Below are 17,663 nucleotides of genomic sequence, written 5' to 3' on the forward strand. Positions count from 1 at the left end.
ACGGATAAGGTGTTCCACGGACGGCTCCCTTGTTTGAGATCTCAACGAACTCATTCTGGCACATCCGATGCCGTCGGGCGCCGTCCACCCCATCATGCCGTGATAGTGATGCAGTGCGCCGGCGGTGCAGAACCGAACGCTCATCATCCCGTTCTGGGTAACGGGGCTATCCCGATCGGTGGTAGATCACACTAATCCTGATCCGCCGCGCCCTTCGGCAGAGGTGACGGCATGGATCCTAGGGTACTCCGCGACGTCGCTTCGCGACTGCTACGCCCTAGGATGACGAAGGACGAGCGCTTCAGCGAACCTCCCTACCAATCGCTGAGCTTGGTGTCGGGGCCGTATTCCTGGCCCTCGATGTCCTTCACCACGGCCTGGCCGCAGCGCATGGTCTTGGCTTCCTGGTCATAGGCATAGGTCGGCGAGCCGAACAGGTGCCAGCCCTTGTTCAACGCCGCCGTCACCTTGTGGCAGAAGCTGGAATCGTCCGGACCGGACAGAAAACGGTAGAGTTTCATTCTTCAATCCTGTCGTCAGTTGCGTTAGTCATGCGCGAACAGCGGCGGCCTTCGCTAGCAGTTTTTCGGCCTGCGCCAGATGCAGCCGCTCGACCATCTTGCCGTTCAGCGCAACTACCGCCCTACCGGTATTTTGGGCGAGCGCGAAGGCATCCTTGACCGCGCGCGCTTCGGCTATTGCTTCGGGCGACGGTGCAAAGGCGCGGTTCGCGGCTTCGATCTGAGCCGGATGGATCAGCGACTTGCCGTCAAAACCCATGGCGGCCGCTTCCGTGCACTCGCGCGCAAACCCGTCCATATCGCGAAAATCATTGAAGACGCCATCGAGCAGGTCGAGGCCGCCGGCGCGCGCGGCGAGCACCATCTGCATCAGCCATGGAACGAGATAACGCCGGTCGGGCGTGGCGAGAATGCCGGTGTCCTTGACCAGGTCGTTCGTTCCGGCAACGAAACAAGCCAGGCGAGAGCCCGGATCGCGGCCGAGCTCGGCAATCGGCCCGATGTTGAGCAGCGCCTTGGGCGTCTCGATCATCGCCCATAGCTTGACTTCGTCGGCGATAAAATTGTCGTCGAGCACGTCGCCGGCCTCGAGAATGTCGCGCGACGTGTCGACCTTGGGCAGCAGGATGGCGTCGGGCGAGCATTTTGCCGCGGCCAGCAGGTCGGCGCCGCCCCACTCGCTCGACAGCGCATTGATGCGCACGACCATCTCGCAGCGCCGGTTGGAATGGCCGGCGAAAATCGCCACCAGCTTTTCGCGCGCGGAAGGCTTGTCGGCCGGGGCGACGGCGTCCTCGAGATCGATGACGACGGTATCGCAGGCCAGCGATTGGATCTTGGCCAGCGCCTTGTCGTTCGAAGCCGGGACGTAAAGCACCGAGCGGCGCGGGCGGTAGCTTTCGGTGGTCATCTCCGATCTATGCCGTCTGCAGCCGGCCGAGGCAAGCCGTGCATAAAAACTGCACGCAACTTCGGAAAATCTCCTCGTCTCCGCCCCGCTTGCCACCCGACCGGATGCGACAAGGGCGGCATGCAAGAGCAAACGAACTCCCGTTGGTCCCTGCCGTACCGGCTTCGCCGCGAAAGCTGGTGGCTCGTCGATCCGCCCCGGACTTCGGTAAACCTCCTCCCTTTCGTCCGGAAATCCCCGCCCACCGGCCGCATCAAAGCCGCCGAGAAAGCCCGATCATGATAGTATTCCTCCCGGCGGCGCCGAGCTATTGCAACCGCTTCGGCGTTGCCGTCCTGCTCGTCGCGCTGGCCGATTTTTTCTTCTATGGCCAACCGGCGGGCATCACGCTTTTCCTGTTCGGCGTTGCGATTGCCGCGGCGAGCATGGCTCTCCATCCTCTCGGCTCCTTCAACGATGGCAAATTCTGGTTCAAGCCGGTTACGCTGCTCATGGCGCTGCTGCCGCTTGTGGAAAATGTCAGCGCACTGTCCGTCTCGATCGCGCTGGCGGGGCTGGCCATCTTCGCGCTTTCACTGGCCGGACGGTTGCGGCGCGGCCTTGCCCGTATTGCCGGCCAACTCTCGCTGTTCCTGGTTGCAACGCCATTTCGGCTCGTTCTTGATTTCTTCCGCTGGCGCATGGCGGCGCGGCGGCTTGGCCGGCGGCGCGTGCGCCTTGCGGCGATCGCCGTCTGGGTCATGCCGCTGGGCCTCGGCGCAGTGTTCCTCGCGCTGTTCGGCGCCGCCAATCCCGTCATCGAATACTGGTTTTCGCTGATTGATCTCTTCGCCCTGCTCAACCTCGTGCAGTTGCCGCGTCTTGCCTTCTGGCTATTCGCGCTCGCCGGCGTATGGGCCTTTCTGCGGCCGCGCCTGCCGCGGCTTCTCCGGCATATTCCCCGGTTGGGAACGCCTGCCAGCACACCGACGAGGCCAGCCATAAGTCCCACGATCGAAGACATCGTCTTCGGCAAGGCCGCTATCCTCCGCGCGCTCGTCGTCTTCAACATCCTGTTCGCGGTGCAGAGCGCACTCGACGCCACCTATCTGTGGGGCGGCATCGCGCTTCCCGACGGGCTGACCTATGCCGCCTACGCGCATCGCGGCGCCTATCCGCTGATCGTCACGGCGCTGCTGGCCGCCGGCTTCGTGCTGGCGGCGCTGCGGCCGGGAAGCGCGACCTCCGGCGATCCGCTCATCCGCCGGCTGGTTTATGCCTGGGTGGCGCAGAACATCCTCCTGGTGATCTCGTCGATCCTGCGGCTCGATCTCTATATCGGTATCTATGCGCTGACCTATTGGCGTGTCGCTGCGTTCGTCTGGATGTGGCTGGTGGCGGTGGGCCTTGTCCTGATCATGGCCCGCATCGCGCGCGAAAAGTCCAACGAATGGCTGCTTGCCGCCAATCTTCTGACGCTATCGGCGACGCTCTATGCTTGCTCGTTCATCAACTTTGCCGCGCTGATCGCCATCTACAATGTCGACCATTGCTTCGAAATGACCGGCCAAGGCACCCAGCTCGACGTCTGGTACTTGCGCTCGCTCGGGCCCGGCGCCTTGCCGGCGCTCGATCGCTTCGTCCAGCACCAGAGCAGGACGGTTTCCGCGGAGGATGCCTCCATCCGCGAACTCGCCGGCTGGTATGCACAGGACGAAGCACGCTTCCGCGCCGGCCAGGAAAACTGGCAGGGCTGGAGCTTTCGTGACTGGCGGCTCAACCGCGCCCTCGACAGGCGTGACCCGTTCGTGGTTCCTCCGATGTCCGAACCCTTCATGCCGGGCCGCTGATTTGATGCCGCACCACATACTGGTCGCCGACGACGACCCGCACATTCGCGAAATCATCTGCTTCGCGCTGGAGAAGGCCGGCATGAAAACGCTGGCGGTGCCGGACGGCGCGGCTGCCTTGCAGGCGATCGAACGCCGTGCGCCCGATCTCGTCGTGCTCGACATCGGCATGCCGGAAATGGACGGGCTGGAAGTGTGCCGGCGGCTGCGCCACACATCTGACCTGCCGGTGCTGTTCCTGTCCGCGCGGGATGAAGAGATCGATCGCGTCCTCGGGCTGGAGATGGGCGGCGATGATTATGTCATCAAGCCGTTCAGCCCGCGCGAGCTGGTCGCCCGCGTCAACGTCATTCTGCGCCGCGCGCGGCCCACGCCGGAACCAGCCGACGACCGGCAATTCTCGCATGGCAGACTGTTGCTGGTGCCGGCAAGCCATACAGCCAGCTTCGACGGCAAGCCGCTGGCGCTGACGTCGATCGAATTCGCGATCCTGAAAGGCTTTTTGGCGCGGCCGGCGTATGTGCTTGGCCGCGACATGGTGATGGCCAACGCCTATGCGGCCAATATCCATGTCGCAGACCGCACCGTCGACAGCCATATCCGCAATATCCGCGCCAAGCTGGCGGCCGTCGGCTGCGTCGATGCGATCGAGACCGTGCACGGCGTCGGTTTTCGGCTGGGTAAATGCGGGAGTTGAGCGCCCAAAAATGGGTTGGCAGCAAATGGCGGCCTCGCCTCGCCACGGTCGTCATCGCCATCCTGATCATGGTGATGGCGCTGCCGCTGGCCGGCCTGTTTTTCTTCCGGCTCTACGAGAACCAGCTGATCAGGCAGACCGAGGCCGAGCTGATCGCCCAAGGCGCCGCCCTTGGCGCGATCTATGCGCAAGAGGTCCGTGAGGCCGGCCTTGCCCCGGAAAAGCTCGGCGCACCCGTGCCTTCACCCAACACCAGCGATCGGGCTTCTCCCTACCAGCCGATGGAACCGCGCCTCGATCTTGCGTCCGACAGGATCCTGCCGACCCGGCCCGCGGCCACCGCGGCCAGCGCCGATCCCGCCTTCGCTGCAATCGGCGCACGCCTGTCGGACATTCTTGCCGAGACGCAGAAGACCACGCTCGCCGGCTTCCGGCTGCTCGATCCCAGAGGCGTGGTCATCGCCGGCCGTGAGGAGGCCGGCCTGTCGCTCGCGGCTGTCGACGAGGTTCGCGCAGCGCTTGCCGGCCGCTACGCCAGCGCGCTCAGGCTGCGGGTTCCCGACCAGCCGTCGCCGCCGCTCTATTCGGTCAGCCGCGGCACCAAGGTTCGCGTCTTCGTCGCCATGCCGGTTGCGGTCTCCGGCAAGGTCGCCGGCGTCGTCTATCTGTCGCGGACGCCGAACAACATCGTCAAGCATCTCTATGGCGAGCGCGGCAAGGTGGCGCTGGCGGCAATCGCCATCCTCGGCGGCGCGCTGCTGATCGGGCTGGTCTTCCTGCGCGCCGTCAGCCGTCCGATCTATGCGCTGATGGAACGCACGAAACGCATCGCCGCCGGCGACCGCGCGGCGATCAGGCCGCTCGATCACCACGGCACGCGCGAAATGGGTGAACTCTCTGCTGCTTTCCTCGACATGGCCGAAAAGCTGCACGCACGCTCCGACGGCATCCAGACCTTTGCCACCCACGTCTCGCACGAGCTCAAATCGCCGCTGACGGCGATCCAGGGGGCCGCCGAACTGCTGCGCGATTCGGGCAGCGCGATGGACGAGGCCGAGCGGCGGCGTTTTTCGGACAATATCGTCACCGATGCCGGCCGGCTCAACCTTCTGGTGCGCCGCCTGCTCGACCTGGCGCGCGCCGAAAATCTCGAACCGAGCGGCGAAAACACGTCGCTCACTGCTGCACTGGCGCTGCTGCCGGCCGACGACAGGCTGGCGGTGCGCGTCGAGGCGGGCACCGAGATCGGGCTGCGCATATCGGCCGAAAACGCTGCGATCGTGCTGGCCAATCTCATCGACAATTCGGCGCGGCACGGCGCGACGCTGGTATCGGTCACAGCCGCAAAAGCGGACGGCAAGGCCACTATCGTGGTCGCTGACGACGGCGCCGGCATTTCGCCCAGCAACCGAGGCCGCATCTTCGAGCCGTTCTTCACCACGCGCCGCGATTCCGGCGGCACCGGCATGGGCCTCGGCATCGTGCTGGCCCTCCTGAAAGCGCATGATGGCACGATCCGGCTGGTTGACTCGGCGAGCGGCACGCGCTTCGAGATCATCCTGCCGGCGGCGTGACTCGGCGATTCAGACCGGAAGGGCGAAAAGGTGCATTACGACATCGTCATCATCGGCGGAGCCATCGTCGGCTCGTCGGTTGCCTATTACCTGCGCAAGGAAGGGTTTTCGGGCTCGATCGCGCTTGTCGAGCGCGACCCGCAATTTTCCCGCGCCGCGACCACGCTGTCCTGCGCCTCAATCCGCCAGCAGTTCTCGATCCCGGAAAACATCCGGCTGTCGCAATTCACGCTGAAACTGTTCCGGCGGCTCAGGGAAGAGTTTGGCGCGGACGCCGATATCGGCTTTCGCGAAGGCGGCTACCTCATCCTTGCCGGCGAGAACGGGCTGCCGATCCTGCGGGCCAACCACGAGGCGCAGATGGCCGAGGGCGCCGACATCGTGCTCGAGGATGCCGAGGCGCTCGTCCGCCGCTTTCCGTGGCTGTCGGTCGAGGGCATTTCCGCCGGCGCCTATGGCCGCAGCGGCGAAGGCTGGTTCGACGCGCATGCGATGCTGATGCTGTTCCGCAAGGCACTGCGAAGCAAGAACATTGATTTCATCACAGCGTCGGTGACCGGTATCGAGCGGCAGGGGAAGCGCGTCGCCGGTGTGACCCTCGACAATGGCGAGCGGCTCGAGGCCGGCACCGTCGTTAACGCCGCCGGGCCGAATGCCGGCAAGGTGGCAGCAATGGCCAGGCTGGCGCTGCCGGTGGAGCCGCGCAAGCGCAATGTCTTCGTCTTCGAGGCGCGCGAAAAATATGACGACATGCCGCTGCTGGTCGACCCGAGCGGCATCTATGTCCGGCCGGAGGGCTCGGTCTACATCACCGGCGGCGCCGAGCCGGAAGAGGGCGAAGGACCGGCCGACCCCGCCGACTTCGACCCCGACTGGCCGCTGTTCGAAGAGGTGATCTGGCCGGTGCTGGCGACCCGCATTCCGGCCTTCGAGGCGATCAAGCCGACGCGCGCCTGGGTCGGCCATTACGACTACAATACGCTCGACCAGAACGCGGTGATCGGCCCGCACCCGGAGGTCGGCAATTTCCTCTTCGCCAACGGGTTTTCCGGTCACGGCTTGCAGCAGGCTCCGGCGGTCGGCAAGGCGCTGGCCGAACTGATAGTACATGGCGGCTATCGCACGGTGGATTGCTCGGCGTTCGGGTACAGCCGGATCGCCGACGGGCGGCCGTTTCGGGAATTGAATGTAATTTAACGCTGGCGCGAAGGGATGCTACCGTTGCTTGGTGGATTGAGCCGCCACCAAGCCGCCCGTACCAAGATACGCCTGAAGCCAGCCCAGCACCCGGGCCCAGCCTTCGGCATGCTTCGTTGCGGCAGCAGCGAGGCCGGCGAAGCCGCCATGGCAGATGGTGACGCGTGTGCCGCCGGCGATCGGCTCCAGCAGCCAGGCGACTTTGGTTTCGCGGCGGCCAAGCGTCGGATGGTCCCAGTCGTATCTCCGCGTCTGCACGATCCGGCGCGGCTCTTCGATCTCCAGGAATTCGCCGCTGGCGGGCAGGTGTCTGCCGGCCGCCGTCTCGACGGTGACGCTCCAGCGGCCGCCGACGCGGAGGTCGGCCGCCCATCCGGTCATCCGGTAGGTCCTGGCGGACCCCCACCAGCGCTCGACCTCGTGTGTAACGAGCGCGTCAAATATCCGCTCGGGCGGCGCGCGAACATCGGCGCTCGCCATGACGGTCTCGCCATTGGTCATGCTGTGCACCGCGGAACCGTGCATCACCTGTCCTCCAGAAGGTTTCGCTATCGAAACGACCTCAAGCTTTCGACGCCGGGCGCGACAGGCCTTTGCCGGTTTCGAGCAGGCTCTTCAGGCTGGACAGGATGAGCGGCCAGCCGTTCGCCACATGGCCAAGCAGCTTGTGCGGTCCATCGGCTTCGTGTGTGATGGCGAGCTTCATCATCTCGCCCTCCTGCTCGAGGGCGAAGGTGCAGCGTGTGTAGCCGTCCGCCTTGACCTCGGGCATGAACTCGTTGCGCCATTTGAGCACGATGCGCTTGGGTGGATCGATCTCGAGGACCTCGCCGCTGTCGGTGACGCGGCCGTCGGTGTAAACCATCTTCCACGCCGAACCTTGTTTCCAGTCGCTTAGCATCTGAGCGCCGAGGAAATATTGCCGCTGGAACTCCGGCTCGGTCAGTGCTTGCCAGAGTTTTTCGGGCGAGGTGCGGATGTAGGTGACATAAACGAAAATGTTGCTCATCAGTCTTCCCTTTCGAGACGTTTCTTCAAATCGCCGAGGGCGCCCAGTCGCCCCCGCTCGAATTTGCCGATCCAGCGTTCGGCGATCTCGTTGATGGGAACGGGATTCAGATAATGTTGCTTCTCGCGTCCCTTGCGGATGGTGGCGACGAGGTTTGCTTCTTCCAGGATCGCCAGATGCTTGGTCACCGCCTGGCGCGTCATGTCCATCTCACCGCACAGCGCGTTCAGCGTCTGTCCGTTCCTGGCATGAAGGCTGTCCAGCAATCGCCGGCGTGTCGGGTCGGCCAAGGCGCGAAAGACGGCATCCATGCTCATGACTCTAATATGCAACCATTTGGTTGCATGTCAAGGGGCAGAACCCTAGCCAAGAATGCGCGGGTTGAGGTCGCTGGGAGTGGATTTCAGCGTTTGCGGCCGAACCAGAATGCGTTAGGCATGCGCTCCATGCCGATACGCTCATAGAAGCCGACGGCGTCGGGCATGGAGATCAGGCTGATGGCAACGGAAGGTCCGAGTTGCCGGCGTGCGTCATCCATCAGGCCCTTTCCGATACCCAGCCCTTGCGCCGATGCAGAAACAGCGAGCTCGGAGATATAGCAGACCCAGGAAAAGTCGGTGATGCCGCGAGCGACACCAACCAGCGGCTTGCCCGGTGCATCGATCCGCGCGGTGAGCACCAGGTCGGCACTCGTGAGCATCGCCTTCAAACGGGCATGATCATCGACGGGCCGTGTCTCGCCGAGGCCGGATTCCACCAGAACGCGGCGGAACTCGGCGATGCCGAGGCCCGGTTCGCTGGCGTAAAGGATCGTGGATCGCGTTGTCATGTCGACAAAAGTGCACCATGGGCTGGTGGTTTTGAAGCCGTTTTGTACCGATTTTGTGTTTCGATCGACGACGGAAGTCCAAAAACAGCCGCCTTTTATTTGCCCGCGGCATTGTGTAAACCGGGCGCCAGCAATTCCCCGCAACGAGAAGAAGACGGGCAAGAACCATGGAAAAATTCACCAAGCTCACCGGTGTCGCCGCGCCGATGCCGATTGTCAATGTCGACACCGACATGATCATCCCCAAGGATTATCTCAAGACGATCAAGCGCACCGGACTCGGCACCGGCCTGTTCGCCGAAATGCGTTACAAGGACGACGGCTCGGAAAACCCGGACTTCGTGCTCAACAAGCCGGCCTACCGCAAGGCGCAGATCCTGGTCGCCGGCGACAATTTCGGCTGCGGCTCGAGCCGGGAACATGCGCCGTGGGCGCTGCTCGATTTCGGCATCCGCTGCGTCATCTCGACCTCGTTCGCCGACATTTTCTACAATAACTGCTTCAAGAACGGCATCTTGCCGATCACCGTCAGCCCGGAAAACCTGGAGAAGCTGATGGACGATGCCTCGCGCGGTTCCAACGCGACGCTGTCGGTCGATCTCGAAGCCAAGGAAATCCGCGGGCCGGACGGCGGCGTGGTCAAGTTCGACCTCGACGAATTCAAGCGCCACTGCCTCTTGAACGGCCTCGACGATATCGGCCTGACCATGGAGAAGGCCGGCGCCATCGCTTCGTTCGAGAAGAAGAACGCCGAGCTGCGGCCCTGGGCATAGGCTCTAAAGCCGCGCCGACGGTCAGCCTCTACGCCAAGTGTCCGGGGAGGGATGTGATGACACGCTTGCTTGTTGCCGCTGCCTGCGGACTGCCGCTGATGCTGCTGCCCCCGGCGAGCGTCTATGCCCAGACGCAGACGCCCGCCACGGAAGCGCCAGCGGCAGATCAAGGCGCCAGCGACACAGCCGCCGCCGACGATGACAAGCAGGCGCCGATCCCGTTCGAGGGCGGCCAGCTGACCATCGCCCAGGAGGAAGAATACGGGGAACGGGTACTCGCCTTCGACGGCAAGGAACTGGCGCGCAATTACGACGTCTTCTTCGACAAGATCGTCGAGGTCGGCGGCGTCAAGGTGGCGCTGGTCGATGTCGGCGACGGCGGCAACCAGTGCGGCCCGGCCAAGGTGATCGTGTGGAAGCCGGAGGGCGGTGCGATCCAGACGACCACGGTCGAGCAGGATGAATGCGGCGCGCCGCCGGCCGCGATCTCCGACAGCGCCGTCTATTTCGTACCCTATCTGCTGCCGGGCGATTCCAAGCCGGCGCTGCAATGGTCGCCGACGGACGGACTGACGACGTCCGGTAATCTGACCTACATGCCGGAGCCGGGCACCGACTGGAAAGACATCGATCCGTCGAAATACGACAACATCATTGATGCCTTTCACAACGAGGCCGTCTACAGGCTAGCCGAGACGCTGCTCGGCAAGGACATGCCCGACATGGCGACCAGCCTGCTGGTCGGCGGCGGCACGGAAAAAACCGCGTCGGGTGCCTTCTTTGCCAGCGGCTGCGTGCCGCATGATTGCGGTGGCAATGACGGCTTCATGGCGGTCGACCCGGTCAAGCACAAGCTGTATTTCGCCCGCCGCGGCGACAAGCCCGAGCCGGACGCGTGGCCGGCGGTGAGTACATGGCCGGCCGACGTCAAGGAAGCGCTGGACAAGGCGCTGGGGTCGCCGAATTAGAAATCGTTCTGCCGCGATCCTTCGCGCGCCCCTCTGTCCTGCCGGACATCTCCCCCACTTGGGGGGAGATCGGCCGTCACCGCCGCTTTCGCCAAACCGCCTACGCTGCAAAAAAGGAGGACACCATGCGAAAACTGATCTCCACCGGTTCGCCCTTCGAGAAGACCGCCGGCTATTCGCGCGCCGTGGTGCAGGGCGACTGGTGTTTCGTGTCCGGAACGACCGGCTACGATTATGCGACCATGTCGATGCCGGAGACCGTGGAGGCACAAACGCGCAATTGCCTGACGACGATCGCCAAGGCGCTCGGGGACGGCGGCTTCGAGACGGCCGATGTGGTGCGGGCGCATTACTATATCACCGATGCGGCTTTCGTGGATGTGGTGTTCCCGATCCTCGGCGAGGCCTTTGGCGAGATCAGGCCGGCGGCAACGATGATCGTGTGCCAGCTCAACAAGCCGGAGATGAAGATCGAGATCGAGGTGACGGCGCTGCGGCGCACAGCCTGATGCCTGTCACGGTTGCGACAACGACACGGTTAGCACGAGGATCGGCCCATGGTGAAGGTCAGGCGCATCGTTGCAAACATAGACACGCAGGATATCGCGGCGGCAAAACCCTTCTATCAGGATGTGCTCGGCCTCGATCTCAAGATGGATATGGGCTGGATCGCTACCTACGGCTCGCAAGAGACGATGTCCGTGCAGGTCAGTTTCATGGCCGAAGGGGGATCAGGAACGCCGGTGCCGGACATCTCTATCGAAGTCGACGACGTCGATGCCGCGCTTGAAAGCATGAGGACGGCCGGCTTTGCCATCGAATACGGTCCGGCGGACGAACCCTGGGGCGTGCGGCGCTTCTTCGTACGCGACCCGTTCGGCAGGCTGGTCAATATCCTTTCGCATCTCTAGGCATTTTGTCTTGAGCATCGGATTTTCCCAAAACCGGTTTCCACTTTTGGGTCCGATGCTCTGAACCGCAGGCTTGCGCGCCGGCCGCTTGGCGTTTAGCAAGGCCGCGGCTCACGACACAATCAGGACGGTTCCCCATGGCTTCGAAAAATCTTCTCCTGCTTGCCGGCGACGGCATCGGCCCCGAGGCGATGGCCGAGGTGAAGAAGCTGATTTCCGCCATGAACGACAGGCTCGGCAGCGATTTCGTCACCGATGAGGGCCTTGTCGGCGGCTGCGCCTACGACGCGCATGGCGCGGCGATTTCCGATGCCGACATGGCCAAGGCAATGGCGTCGGACGCGGTGCTGTTCGGCGCCGTCGGCGGACCGAAATGGGATGCGGTGCCTTACGAGGTGCGCCCGGAGGCGGGTCTGCTGCGGCTGCGCAAGGACATGGAGCTGTTTGCCAATCTCAGGCCGGCAATCTGCTATCCGGCGCTGGCGGCGTCCTCCTCGCTGAAGCAGGAGGTGGTCGAGGGGCTCGATATCCTGATCGTGCGCGAGCTCACCGGCGGCGTCTATTTCGGCGAGCCGAAGCAGATCATCGACCTCGGCAACGGCCAGAAGCGCGGCATCGACACCCAAATATACGATACGTTCGAGATCGAGCGCATTTCGGGCGCTGCCTTCGAATTGGCGCGCACGCGCAAGAATCACGTCACCTCGATGGAAAAGCGCAATGTGATGAAGTCGGGCGTGCTGTGGAACGAGGTCGTCACCCAGACGCACAAGGCCAGGTATGCCGACGTCAAGCTCGATCACATGTTGGCCGATGCTGGCGGCATGCAGCTGGTGCGCTGGCCGAAGCAGTTCGACGTCATCGTCACCGACAATCTGTTCGGCGACATGCTGTCCGACATCGCCGCCATGCTGACCGGCTCGATCGGCATGCTGCCGTCGGCCTCGCTCGGCGCGCCGGATGCGAAGACAAAAAAGCGCAAGGCGCTCTACGAGCCGGTGCACGGCTCGGCGCCCGACATCGCTGGCAAGGGCATCGCCAATCCGATCGCCATGATCGCCTCCTTCGCCATGTGCATGCGCTATTCCTTCGGCATGGTTGAAGAGGCCGACCGGCTGGAAGGCGCGATCGCCGCCGTGCTCGATCAGGGCTTGCGCACCAGGGATATTCATTCACCGGGGATGACCGAGGTCGGCACCGCTGAGATGGGCGACGCGATCATCGCCAAATTTTTGGGGTGATCCCGTGTCGGTCGACGTCCGCTGGGCGACGACCGGGGATGCGGCGGCACTCGCCGCCATGCTTTGCGAAATGGCGGTGCATTACCGGCAGCCGCCACTCGACGCCAGCCAAGCTTTGTCGGCGGCACAGAAATGGCTTGGCGACGAAGGTCCGGCCTATCCGCATTTTGCGCTCGCCTTCGTCGATGGTGAAGTTTGCGAGCTGGCCTCGGTTGCGATCGCGCATCCCGGCATCGATCTCGAGCGGCTGCTGTTCCTCAAGGACCTATTCGTACGCAATGATGCCCGCAATGGCGGTGTCGGTCGAGCACTGATGGCATTCCTCGCCGGCCATTGCCTGCGCGAAGGCATCGGCCGCATCGACCTGACCACGAAGGACTGGAACGAAGGCGCGCTGCGCTTCTATGCCCAATTTGGTGCCGAGCGTCACGAGCAGAAGGTCTTTCTCAGGCTATCCGGCGAGGCGCTGCTGGCGATCGCAGGTGGTTCCTCGACGCGATCTTGGAAGCCCTAAATTTGGAGATTGACCGAAACATCTCCCCTTTCGTCATCCTGGGGCGAAGCAAGGAGCGAAGCGACGCGGCGCAGACCCCAGGATCCATGCCGTTACCCGGCGGCAGTGCTCGGCCGACCAGAACCGAGCGCTTCTTCGTGGTGGATATGAGCGCCATTCTGAACCGCTGCGTTCCTCGGCTTATGTCGCGTCATGGATCCCAGGGTCTGCACTCCGCTTCGCGTCGCTCCGCCCCAGGATGACGCAGGCGTGGCGGCCGGCGACCCAATCGTGGAGGTACTAAACCCTGACACCTACCGGCACCGGACCCCACTGGTTTTCGCGCGGCTGCGTCGGGATCAGCGCAAAGACCAGGATGATCAGGCTGCCGAAGGTCGGGACCAGGAAAAGCAGAAAGAGCCATCCCGTCAGGCCGGTATCGTGCAGGCGACGCACGTTCAGCCCGAACCATGGCAGGGCTGTCGCCAGCAGGAAGAGACCGGAAAGGCCGACCGTCACTGCCGGCAATTCACTGTTGTCGAGATTGCCCATGGCGTCGTCGATAAAGACGCCGAGTCCCATGACCACGATCAGCGCGATCGTCCAGAACAGACAATAGCCCCAATACTCCTTGCGGCGGGCACGGCCGGCGAAGTTGAAGTAATTCTCGGTCAGACCCCGCCAGAAGTAGTTCCACAGGCCAGCCGATTCGGCCGGACTTTGTTCAGCGGAACGGCCGAAATGTTGCGGCTGACGTGCCGCGGGCGCATTGCCGGCCTGAGTTGGGGCGGCGGTTGCAGTGGAGGCGTCGGCGGGCGCGCTGGCAGGTTGGGAGCGGATCGAAAAAACATCGCGTGCCCGTCCGCCAGCCGGCTGGAATTCGACGGTCGTACCTCCGGCAACCGATGCTTCGCGGCTCAAATCTTCGCGCGCCAAAGTGTAGCGGTTGCCGTCGGCTCCGGTGATGAAGCCGAAACCCTGGTCTTCGTCGTAATGAAGAACTTCGCCGCGCATGTCCTGCCCACCCCCATTTCCCCGCCCCAGACTGTGCAAAGTTCCGGCAGACCGCAAGGGGCGTGCGGAAATGGAGAGTGGTGGCTATTTACCCCGGCCGTTTCTTCGATTTCTTGTGTTTCGCAGGTCCGCCTTCGAACTTCGCCTTGGCCGGTTTCCCGGCCCAGGGCTTCGCCTCGAATGCCGGGCGCTGGTCGGCCGGTGCGCGCTTCTCGAATTTGGGCGTGTTCTGATCGAAGGTGCGCTTGCCGCGGTGCGGCTTCTTGTCGGGTCGTGGTTCCTGGTAGCCGGCCCGCGACAAATCCGGCGTGCCATCCAGCCGCTTGACCGCAATGTTGCCCTGCAGCTTGCGGTCGGGGCCGATCGCAGCGAGGAAACGCTCGGCCCAGTCCGCCGCGATCTGCACGAAGGTTTCCTCCGGCTGCATCTTGATGGCGCCGATCTCGCGCTTGGAAATGCCGCCTGTCCGGCACAGCATCGGGATCAGCCAGCGTGGCTCGGCATTCTGCCGGCGTCCGACCGACAGCGAGAACCAGACGCTGTCGCCGAAATCGTCGCGGCGGCTCGGTGCCTCATCCCGCCGCGCAAATTTTTCGGCCGACGGCGTGAACGGTGCCACGTCGAGAAGATCCTCCGGCGCCGAGTGGCTGGAGCGACACATCCGCACGAAGGCGGCGGCAACCTGTTCGGGCCCGTGCTGATCGAGAAGCACCTCGACGAAGCCGCGCTCCTCATCCTTCATAGGCTCGCTGAAGACCGGATCAGCGAGAATGCGCTCATCGTCGCGCCGCATCACGTCGTCGGCCGACGGCGGGCTTGCCCATGTCGCCGCAAGGCCGGCACTTTGCAGCAGCCGTTCGGTGCGCCGGCGGGCATTGTTGGGCACGATCAGCGCGCTGACGCCCTTGCGTCCCGCACGACCCGTGCGTCCGCTTCGGTGCAGGAGCGTCTCCGGGTTGGTCGGCAGGTCGGCATGGATCACCAGCTCGAGATTGGGCAGGTCGATGCCGCGTGCCGCGACGTCGGTGGCGATGCAGACCTTGGCGCGGCCGTCGCGCATCGCCTGCAGCGCGTGGCTGCGCTCGTTCTGGCTAAGCTCGCCGGACAGCGCCACGACGGAAAAGTTGCGATTGTTGAAGCGCGCCATCAGATGGTTGACGGCGGCGCGGGTGTTGCAGAACACCAATGCATTCTTGGCCTCGTAGTAGCGAAGCACGTTGATGATGGCGTTTTCGCGGTCCGCCTGGGCGACGCTCAGCGCCCGGTATTCGATGTCGAGATGCTGCTTTTCCTCGCCGGAGGCCGAGATGCGCACAGCATCGCGCTGGTAGCCCTTGGCCAGCGTGGCGATGGAGCGCGGCACGGTCGCGGAAAACATCAGCGTGCGGCGATCGGCGGGTGCGGCATCGAGGATGAATTCCAGATCCTCGCGAAAGCCGAGATCGAGCATCTCGTCGGCCTCGTCGAGCACCACTGCCTTGAGCGCCGACATGTCGAGCGAATTGCGGGTGATGTGATCGCGCAGGCGGCCGGGCGTGCCCACGACGATATGGGCGCCGCGCTCCAGCACGCGCCGTTCGGTGCGCATGTCCATGCCGCCGACGCAGGACGCCACCGTGGCGCCGGTCAGTTCGTAGAGCCATTCCAGCTCGCGCGTTACCTGCAGGGCCAACTCCCGCGTCGGCGCCACGGCCAGCGCCAGGGGTGCCGCCGCGTGGGAAAAGCGCTCCGCGCCATCGAGAAGGGTCGGCGCCAAAGCCAGACCGAAGGCGACGGTCTTGCCGGAGCCGGTCTGGGCCGAAACCAGCGCATCGGCCTGGCCAAGCTCGAGAACGGCGTTCTGCACCGGCGTCAGCTCGACATAGCCGCGTTTTTCCAGCGCCTTTGCTAGCGCGGGAACAATAGCTTCGAAGTTGGACATCTTGCTCTTTCGAAATTCGGATTCTGAATACCCGGCGACGGGTCAAATGTCGGCATGCGCCACAGACGGGCGCCACGAGCCAGACGATGCTCGTTCGTACTTGGTGCCGCCGTCATTGTACAGGGCGGGCGGGTCGGCCTGCTTGCGATTGACTCTAGACGTAAACCGCGTAAAAGCCGGCACCGAACGGGATAGTTTTCGATGCGCGGCCTTTTGATGGCGCTTTCTGCCTTCGACATCCCCGGCCCCAATGCGAACCATTGGGCCGGGCGCGTCGCTGCGTCTCCTCGTTCCAGCAAAATCACGTTCTTGCCCAAAAAAACCGGCAAAACGACCACCAAAACGGTCTGATTCCCTTGGCCTAACCACCCCTCCCGGGTCCGGCCCGGGGGTTGAAACCCGCATCGGCCGGCGGGTTTTCTCCAGAAACCGAGCGGAGAGGGACAGGAGATTTCGATGAGTTTCAAGGTTGCGATCGTCGGCGCCACGGGCAATGTGGGCCGGGAAATGCTCAACATACTGGAGGAACGCGGCTTTCCGGTGAGCGAGGTGGTGGCGCTGGCCTCGCGGCGCAGCCAGGGCACGGAAGTGTCGTTCGGCGACCGCACGCTGAAGGTCAGGGCGCTCGACCAATATGATTTTTCCGACACCGACATCTGCATCATGTCGGCCGGCGGCAACGTGTCCAAGGAATGGTCGCCGAAGATCGGCAAGCAGGGCTGCGTCGTCATCGACAATTCGTCGGCCTTCCGCTACGATCAGGACGTGCCGCTGATCGTTCCGGAAGTGAACCCGGATGCGATCTCGCTGTTCACGCGCAAGAACATCATTGCCAACCCGAACTGCTCGACGGCGCAGCTGGTCGTGGCGCTGAAGCCGCTGCATGACGCGGCCACCATCAAGCGCGTCGTCGTCGCCACCTACCAGTCGGTCTCCGGCGCCGGCAAGGAAGGCATGGACGAATTGTTCACGCAGACGCGCGCGGTGTTCGTCGCCGACCAGGTCGACGTCAGGAAGTTCACCAAGCGCATCGCCTTCAACGTCATCCCGCATATCGACGTCTTCCTCGACGACGGCTTCACCAAGGAAGAGTGGAAGATGGTGGCCGAGACCAAGAAGATGCTCGACCCGAAGATCAAGCTGACGGCGACCTGCGTGCGGGTGCCGGTGTTCATCGGCCATTCGGAAGCGGTCAACATCGAGTTCGAGAAGCCGATCACCGCCGAAGAGGCGCGCGAGATCCTGCGCGAGGCGCCGGGCTGCCAGGTCATCGACAAGCGCGAGGACGGCGGCTACATCACGCCGCTGGAATCGGCCGGCGAGGACGCCACCTTCATCTCGCGCATCCGCGAGGACTCGACCATCGATAACGGCCTGTCGATGTGGATCGTCTCCGACAATCTGCGCAAGGGCGCGGCACTCAATGCGGTGCAGATCGCCGAACTGCTGGTCGAGCGCGGGCTGATCCAGCCGAAGAAGAAGGCGGCATAGTTCGCTCACGGCCGTATCGCCGCTAGCGCGGCTGGCCTCCGCGGGGGCGCCGGACGACCGGCGGCCTGCGGTCGCAGGCTTGGCCTTCGGCGGTTGTTTCGCTCACGGCCGTATCGCCGCTACGCGATAGTGTGCTGAAGGTTCTGCAAAGAGTTTTGGATGGAGAACGGCGCCTGCTCTGAGGGCGAGCGGCCATGGCACGGTGGTGACGTTGCGATCACCGATTCCCGTGGAAGGGGAAGTGCCATGACCAATCGAGACGTTAGACTGAGCAGAGGCGAGTTG

At 63.8% G+C, this 17,663-nt stretch carries 21 protein-coding genes; 12 read left to right on the plus strand and 9 right to left on the minus strand.

The features are described from left to right. Nucleotides 1–314: 314 nt before the first annotated feature. Both NKJ15_RS32140 and NKJ15_RS32145 read right to left on the minus strand, forming a co-directional pair. The gene (locus NKJ15_RS32140) at nucleotides 315–521 is read right to left on the minus strand and encodes a DUF1737 domain-containing protein (protein WP_352470863.1); all 207 of its coding nucleotides are present in this window, start codon (nucleotides 519–521) and stop codon (nucleotides 315–317) included. Between the two features lie 28 nt (nucleotides 522–549). Next, nucleotides 550–1,431, minus strand: a complete 882-nt coding sequence (locus tag NKJ15_RS32145) for an HpcH/HpaI aldolase/citrate lyase family protein (RefSeq protein WP_352819711.1) — start codon at nucleotides 1,429–1,431, stop codon at nucleotides 550–552. 278 nt (nucleotides 1,432–1,709) lie between these two features. Between NKJ15_RS32145 and NKJ15_RS32150 the strand changes: the two genes are divergently transcribed. The 4 genes from NKJ15_RS32150 to NKJ15_RS32165 are packed head-to-tail and all read left to right on the plus strand — an operon-like array spanning nucleotide 1,710 to nucleotide 6,728. Further along, the gene (locus NKJ15_RS32150; protein WP_352819713.1) at nucleotides 1,710–3,260 is read left to right on the plus strand and encodes a DUF4153 domain-containing protein; all 1,551 of its coding nucleotides are present in this window, start codon (nucleotides 1,710–1,712) and stop codon (nucleotides 3,258–3,260) included. A gap of 4 nt (nucleotides 3,261–3,264) precedes the next feature. Next, on the plus strand, nucleotides 3,265–3,957 hold the full coding sequence (locus NKJ15_RS32155) for a response regulator (RefSeq protein ID WP_352819715.1): 693 nt from the start codon (nucleotides 3,265–3,267) through the stop codon (nucleotides 3,955–3,957). Continuing rightward, the gene (locus NKJ15_RS32160) at nucleotides 3,945–5,531 is read left to right on the plus strand and encodes an ATP-binding protein (protein WP_352819717.1); all 1,587 of its coding nucleotides are present in this window, start codon (nucleotides 3,945–3,947) and stop codon (nucleotides 5,529–5,531) included. The genes NKJ15_RS32155 and NKJ15_RS32160 overlap by 13 nt, the downstream gene beginning before the upstream one ends. A 30-nt stretch (nucleotides 5,532–5,561) precedes the next feature. Continuing rightward, a complete protein-coding gene (locus NKJ15_RS32165; RefSeq protein WP_352819718.1) occupies nucleotides 5,562–6,728 on the plus strand; it encodes an NAD(P)/FAD-dependent oxidoreductase in 1,167 nt (388 codons plus the stop codon). Nucleotides 6,729–6,746: 18 nt separating this feature from the next. Here NKJ15_RS32165 and NKJ15_RS32170 read toward each other — a convergent pair whose 3' ends face one another. The 4 genes from NKJ15_RS32170 to NKJ15_RS32185 form a co-directional block, all read right to left on the minus strand. After that, nucleotides 6,747–7,253 carry an SRPBCC family protein gene (locus tag NKJ15_RS32170; protein ID WP_352819732.1) on the minus strand — a complete coding sequence of 169 codons (507 nt, stop codon included), beginning with the start codon at nucleotides 7,251–7,253 and terminating at the stop codon, nucleotides 6,747–6,749. 37 nt (nucleotides 7,254–7,290) lie between these two features. After that, entirely contained in the window at nucleotides 7,291–7,737 is a 447-nt protein-coding gene (locus NKJ15_RS32175) for an SRPBCC family protein (RefSeq protein WP_352541961.1), read from the minus strand. Continuing rightward, the gene (locus NKJ15_RS32180) at nucleotides 7,737–8,048 is read right to left on the minus strand and encodes an ArsR/SmtB family transcription factor (protein WP_352450226.1); all 312 of its coding nucleotides are present in this window, start codon (nucleotides 8,046–8,048) and stop codon (nucleotides 7,737–7,739) included. The genes NKJ15_RS32175 and NKJ15_RS32180 overlap by 1 nt, the downstream gene beginning before the upstream one ends. Nucleotides 8,049–8,140: 92 nt before the next feature. After that, nucleotides 8,141–8,566 carry a GNAT family N-acetyltransferase gene (locus tag NKJ15_RS32185; RefSeq protein ID WP_352819734.1) on the minus strand — a complete coding sequence of 142 codons (426 nt, stop codon included), beginning with the start codon at nucleotides 8,564–8,566 and terminating at the stop codon, nucleotides 8,141–8,143. Between the two features lie 167 nt (nucleotides 8,567–8,733). On the opposite strand from NKJ15_RS32185, the gene leuD reads away from it, so the two are divergent. From leuD to NKJ15_RS32215, 6 genes are all read left to right on the plus strand, one after another. Continuing rightward, complete coding sequence (gene leuD, locus NKJ15_RS32190; RefSeq protein ID WP_023680526.1) at nucleotides 8,734–9,339, plus strand: 3-isopropylmalate dehydratase small subunit; 606 nt, start codon at nucleotides 8,734–8,736, stop codon at nucleotides 9,337–9,339. A gap of 56 nt (nucleotides 9,340–9,395) precedes the next feature. Beyond that, a complete protein-coding gene (locus NKJ15_RS32195; RefSeq protein WP_352819720.1) occupies nucleotides 9,396–10,307 on the plus strand; it encodes an Ivy family c-type lysozyme inhibitor in 912 nt (303 codons plus the stop codon). Between the two features lie 125 nt (nucleotides 10,308–10,432). Continuing rightward, nucleotides 10,433–10,816 carry a RidA family protein gene (locus tag NKJ15_RS32200; RefSeq protein ID WP_352570052.1) on the plus strand — a complete coding sequence of 128 codons (384 nt, stop codon included), beginning with the start codon at nucleotides 10,433–10,435 and terminating at the stop codon, nucleotides 10,814–10,816. Between the two features lie 51 nt (nucleotides 10,817–10,867). Continuing rightward, entirely contained in the window at nucleotides 10,868–11,218 is a 351-nt protein-coding gene (locus NKJ15_RS32205; RefSeq protein WP_352570210.1) for a VOC family protein, read from the plus strand. Nucleotides 11,219–11,355: 137 nt separating this feature from the next. Continuing rightward, nucleotides 11,356–12,459, plus strand: a complete 1,104-nt coding sequence (leuB, locus tag NKJ15_RS32210) for a 3-isopropylmalate dehydrogenase (protein ID WP_352819722.1) — start codon at nucleotides 11,356–11,358, stop codon at nucleotides 12,457–12,459. A gap of 4 nt (nucleotides 12,460–12,463) precedes the next feature. Beyond that, entirely contained in the window at nucleotides 12,464–12,973 is a 510-nt protein-coding gene (locus NKJ15_RS32215) for a GNAT family N-acetyltransferase (protein WP_352819724.1), read from the plus strand. A 279-nt stretch (nucleotides 12,974–13,252) separates the two neighbouring features. Here the strand turns inward: NKJ15_RS32215 and NKJ15_RS32220 are convergent, their stop codons facing one another. After that, a complete protein-coding gene (locus tag NKJ15_RS32220) occupies nucleotides 13,253–13,966 on the minus strand; it encodes a DUF805 domain-containing protein (protein ID WP_352819726.1) in 714 nt (237 codons plus the stop codon). An 88-nt stretch (nucleotides 13,967–14,054) separates the two neighbouring features. Continuing rightward, the gene (locus NKJ15_RS32225; RefSeq protein WP_352819728.1) at nucleotides 14,055–15,887 is read right to left on the minus strand and encodes a DEAD/DEAH box helicase; all 1,833 of its coding nucleotides are present in this window, start codon (nucleotides 15,885–15,887) and stop codon (nucleotides 14,055–14,057) included. Between the two features lie 201 nt (nucleotides 15,888–16,088). Between NKJ15_RS32225 and NKJ15_RS32230 the strand changes: the two genes are divergently transcribed. Together NKJ15_RS32230 and NKJ15_RS32235 are read left to right on the plus strand one after the other, a co-directional pair. Further along, nucleotides 16,089–16,238 (plus strand): hypothetical protein, encoded by a 150-nt coding sequence (locus NKJ15_RS32230; RefSeq protein ID WP_352773158.1) that lies wholly within the window; start codon nucleotides 16,089–16,091, stop codon nucleotides 16,236–16,238. A gap of 105 nt (nucleotides 16,239–16,343) precedes the next feature. Further along, entirely contained in the window at nucleotides 16,344–17,378 is a 1,035-nt protein-coding gene (locus NKJ15_RS32235; RefSeq protein WP_352770324.1) for an aspartate-semialdehyde dehydrogenase, read from the plus strand. A gap of 102 nt (nucleotides 17,379–17,480) precedes the next feature. Here the strand turns inward: NKJ15_RS32235 and NKJ15_RS32240 are convergent. After that, the coding region (locus NKJ15_RS32240; RefSeq protein WP_352819730.1) for a hypothetical protein at nucleotides 17,481–17,663 on the minus strand (183 nt) is incomplete at its 5' end.

It is taken from the genome of Mesorhizobium sp. M0207 (genome assembly GCF_040321995.1).
GTDB lineage: Bacteria > Pseudomonadota > Alphaproteobacteria > Rhizobiales > Rhizobiaceae > Mesorhizobium.

Excerpts from the sequence above, each read along its gene's own strand:
- NKJ15_RS32140 (WP_352470863.1), bottom strand. The coding sequence starts at position 521 with ATGAAACTCTACCGTTTTCTGTCCGGTCCGGACGATTCCAGCTTCTGC.
- NKJ15_RS32145 (WP_352819711.1), bottom strand. The coding sequence starts at position 1,431 with ATGACCACCGAAAGCTACCGCCCGCGCCGCTCGGTGCTTTACGTCCCG.
- NKJ15_RS32150 (WP_352819713.1), top strand. The coding sequence starts at position 1,710 with ATGATAGTATTCCTCCCGGCGGCGCCGAGCTATTGCAACCGCTTCGGC.
- NKJ15_RS32155 (WP_352819715.1), top strand. The coding sequence starts at position 3,265 with ATGCCGCACCACATACTGGTCGCCGACGACGACCCGCACATTCGCGAA.
- NKJ15_RS32160 (WP_352819717.1), top strand. The coding sequence starts at position 3,945 with ATGCGGGAGTTGAGCGCCCAAAAATGGGTTGGCAGCAAATGGCGGCCT.
- NKJ15_RS32170 (WP_352819732.1), bottom strand. The coding sequence starts at position 7,253 with ATGCACGGTTCCGCGGTGCACAGCATGACCAATGGCGAGACCGTCATG.
- NKJ15_RS32175 (WP_352541961.1), bottom strand. The coding sequence starts at position 7,737 with ATGAGCAACATTTTCGTTTATGTCACCTACATCCGCACCTCGCCCGAA.
- NKJ15_RS32180 (WP_352450226.1), bottom strand. The coding sequence starts at position 8,048 with ATGGATGCCGTCTTTCGCGCCTTGGCCGACCCGACACGCCGGCGATTG.
- NKJ15_RS32185 (WP_352819734.1), bottom strand. The coding sequence starts at position 8,566 with ATGACAACGCGATCCACGATCCTTTACGCCAGCGAACCGGGCCTCGGC.
- leuD (WP_023680526.1), top strand. The coding sequence starts at position 8,734 with ATGGAAAAATTCACCAAGCTCACCGGTGTCGCCGCGCCGATGCCGATT.
- NKJ15_RS32195 (WP_352819720.1), top strand. The coding sequence starts at position 9,396 with ATGACACGCTTGCTTGTTGCCGCTGCCTGCGGACTGCCGCTGATGCTG.
- NKJ15_RS32200 (WP_352570052.1), top strand. The coding sequence starts at position 10,433 with ATGCGAAAACTGATCTCCACCGGTTCGCCCTTCGAGAAGACCGCCGGC.
- leuB (WP_352819722.1), top strand. The coding sequence starts at position 11,356 with ATGGCTTCGAAAAATCTTCTCCTGCTTGCCGGCGACGGCATCGGCCCC.
- NKJ15_RS32220 (WP_352819726.1), bottom strand. The coding sequence starts at position 13,966 with ATGCGCGGCGAAGTTCTTCATTACGACGAAGACCAGGGTTTCGGCTTC.
- NKJ15_RS32225 (WP_352819728.1), bottom strand. The coding sequence starts at position 15,887 with ATGTCCAACTTCGAAGCTATTGTTCCCGCGCTAGCAAAGGCGCTGGAA.
- NKJ15_RS32230 (WP_352773158.1), top strand. The coding sequence starts at position 16,089 with ATGCGCGGCCTTTTGATGGCGCTTTCTGCCTTCGACATCCCCGGCCCC.
- NKJ15_RS32235 (WP_352770324.1), top strand. The coding sequence starts at position 16,344 with ATGAGTTTCAAGGTTGCGATCGTCGGCGCCACGGGCAATGTGGGCCGG.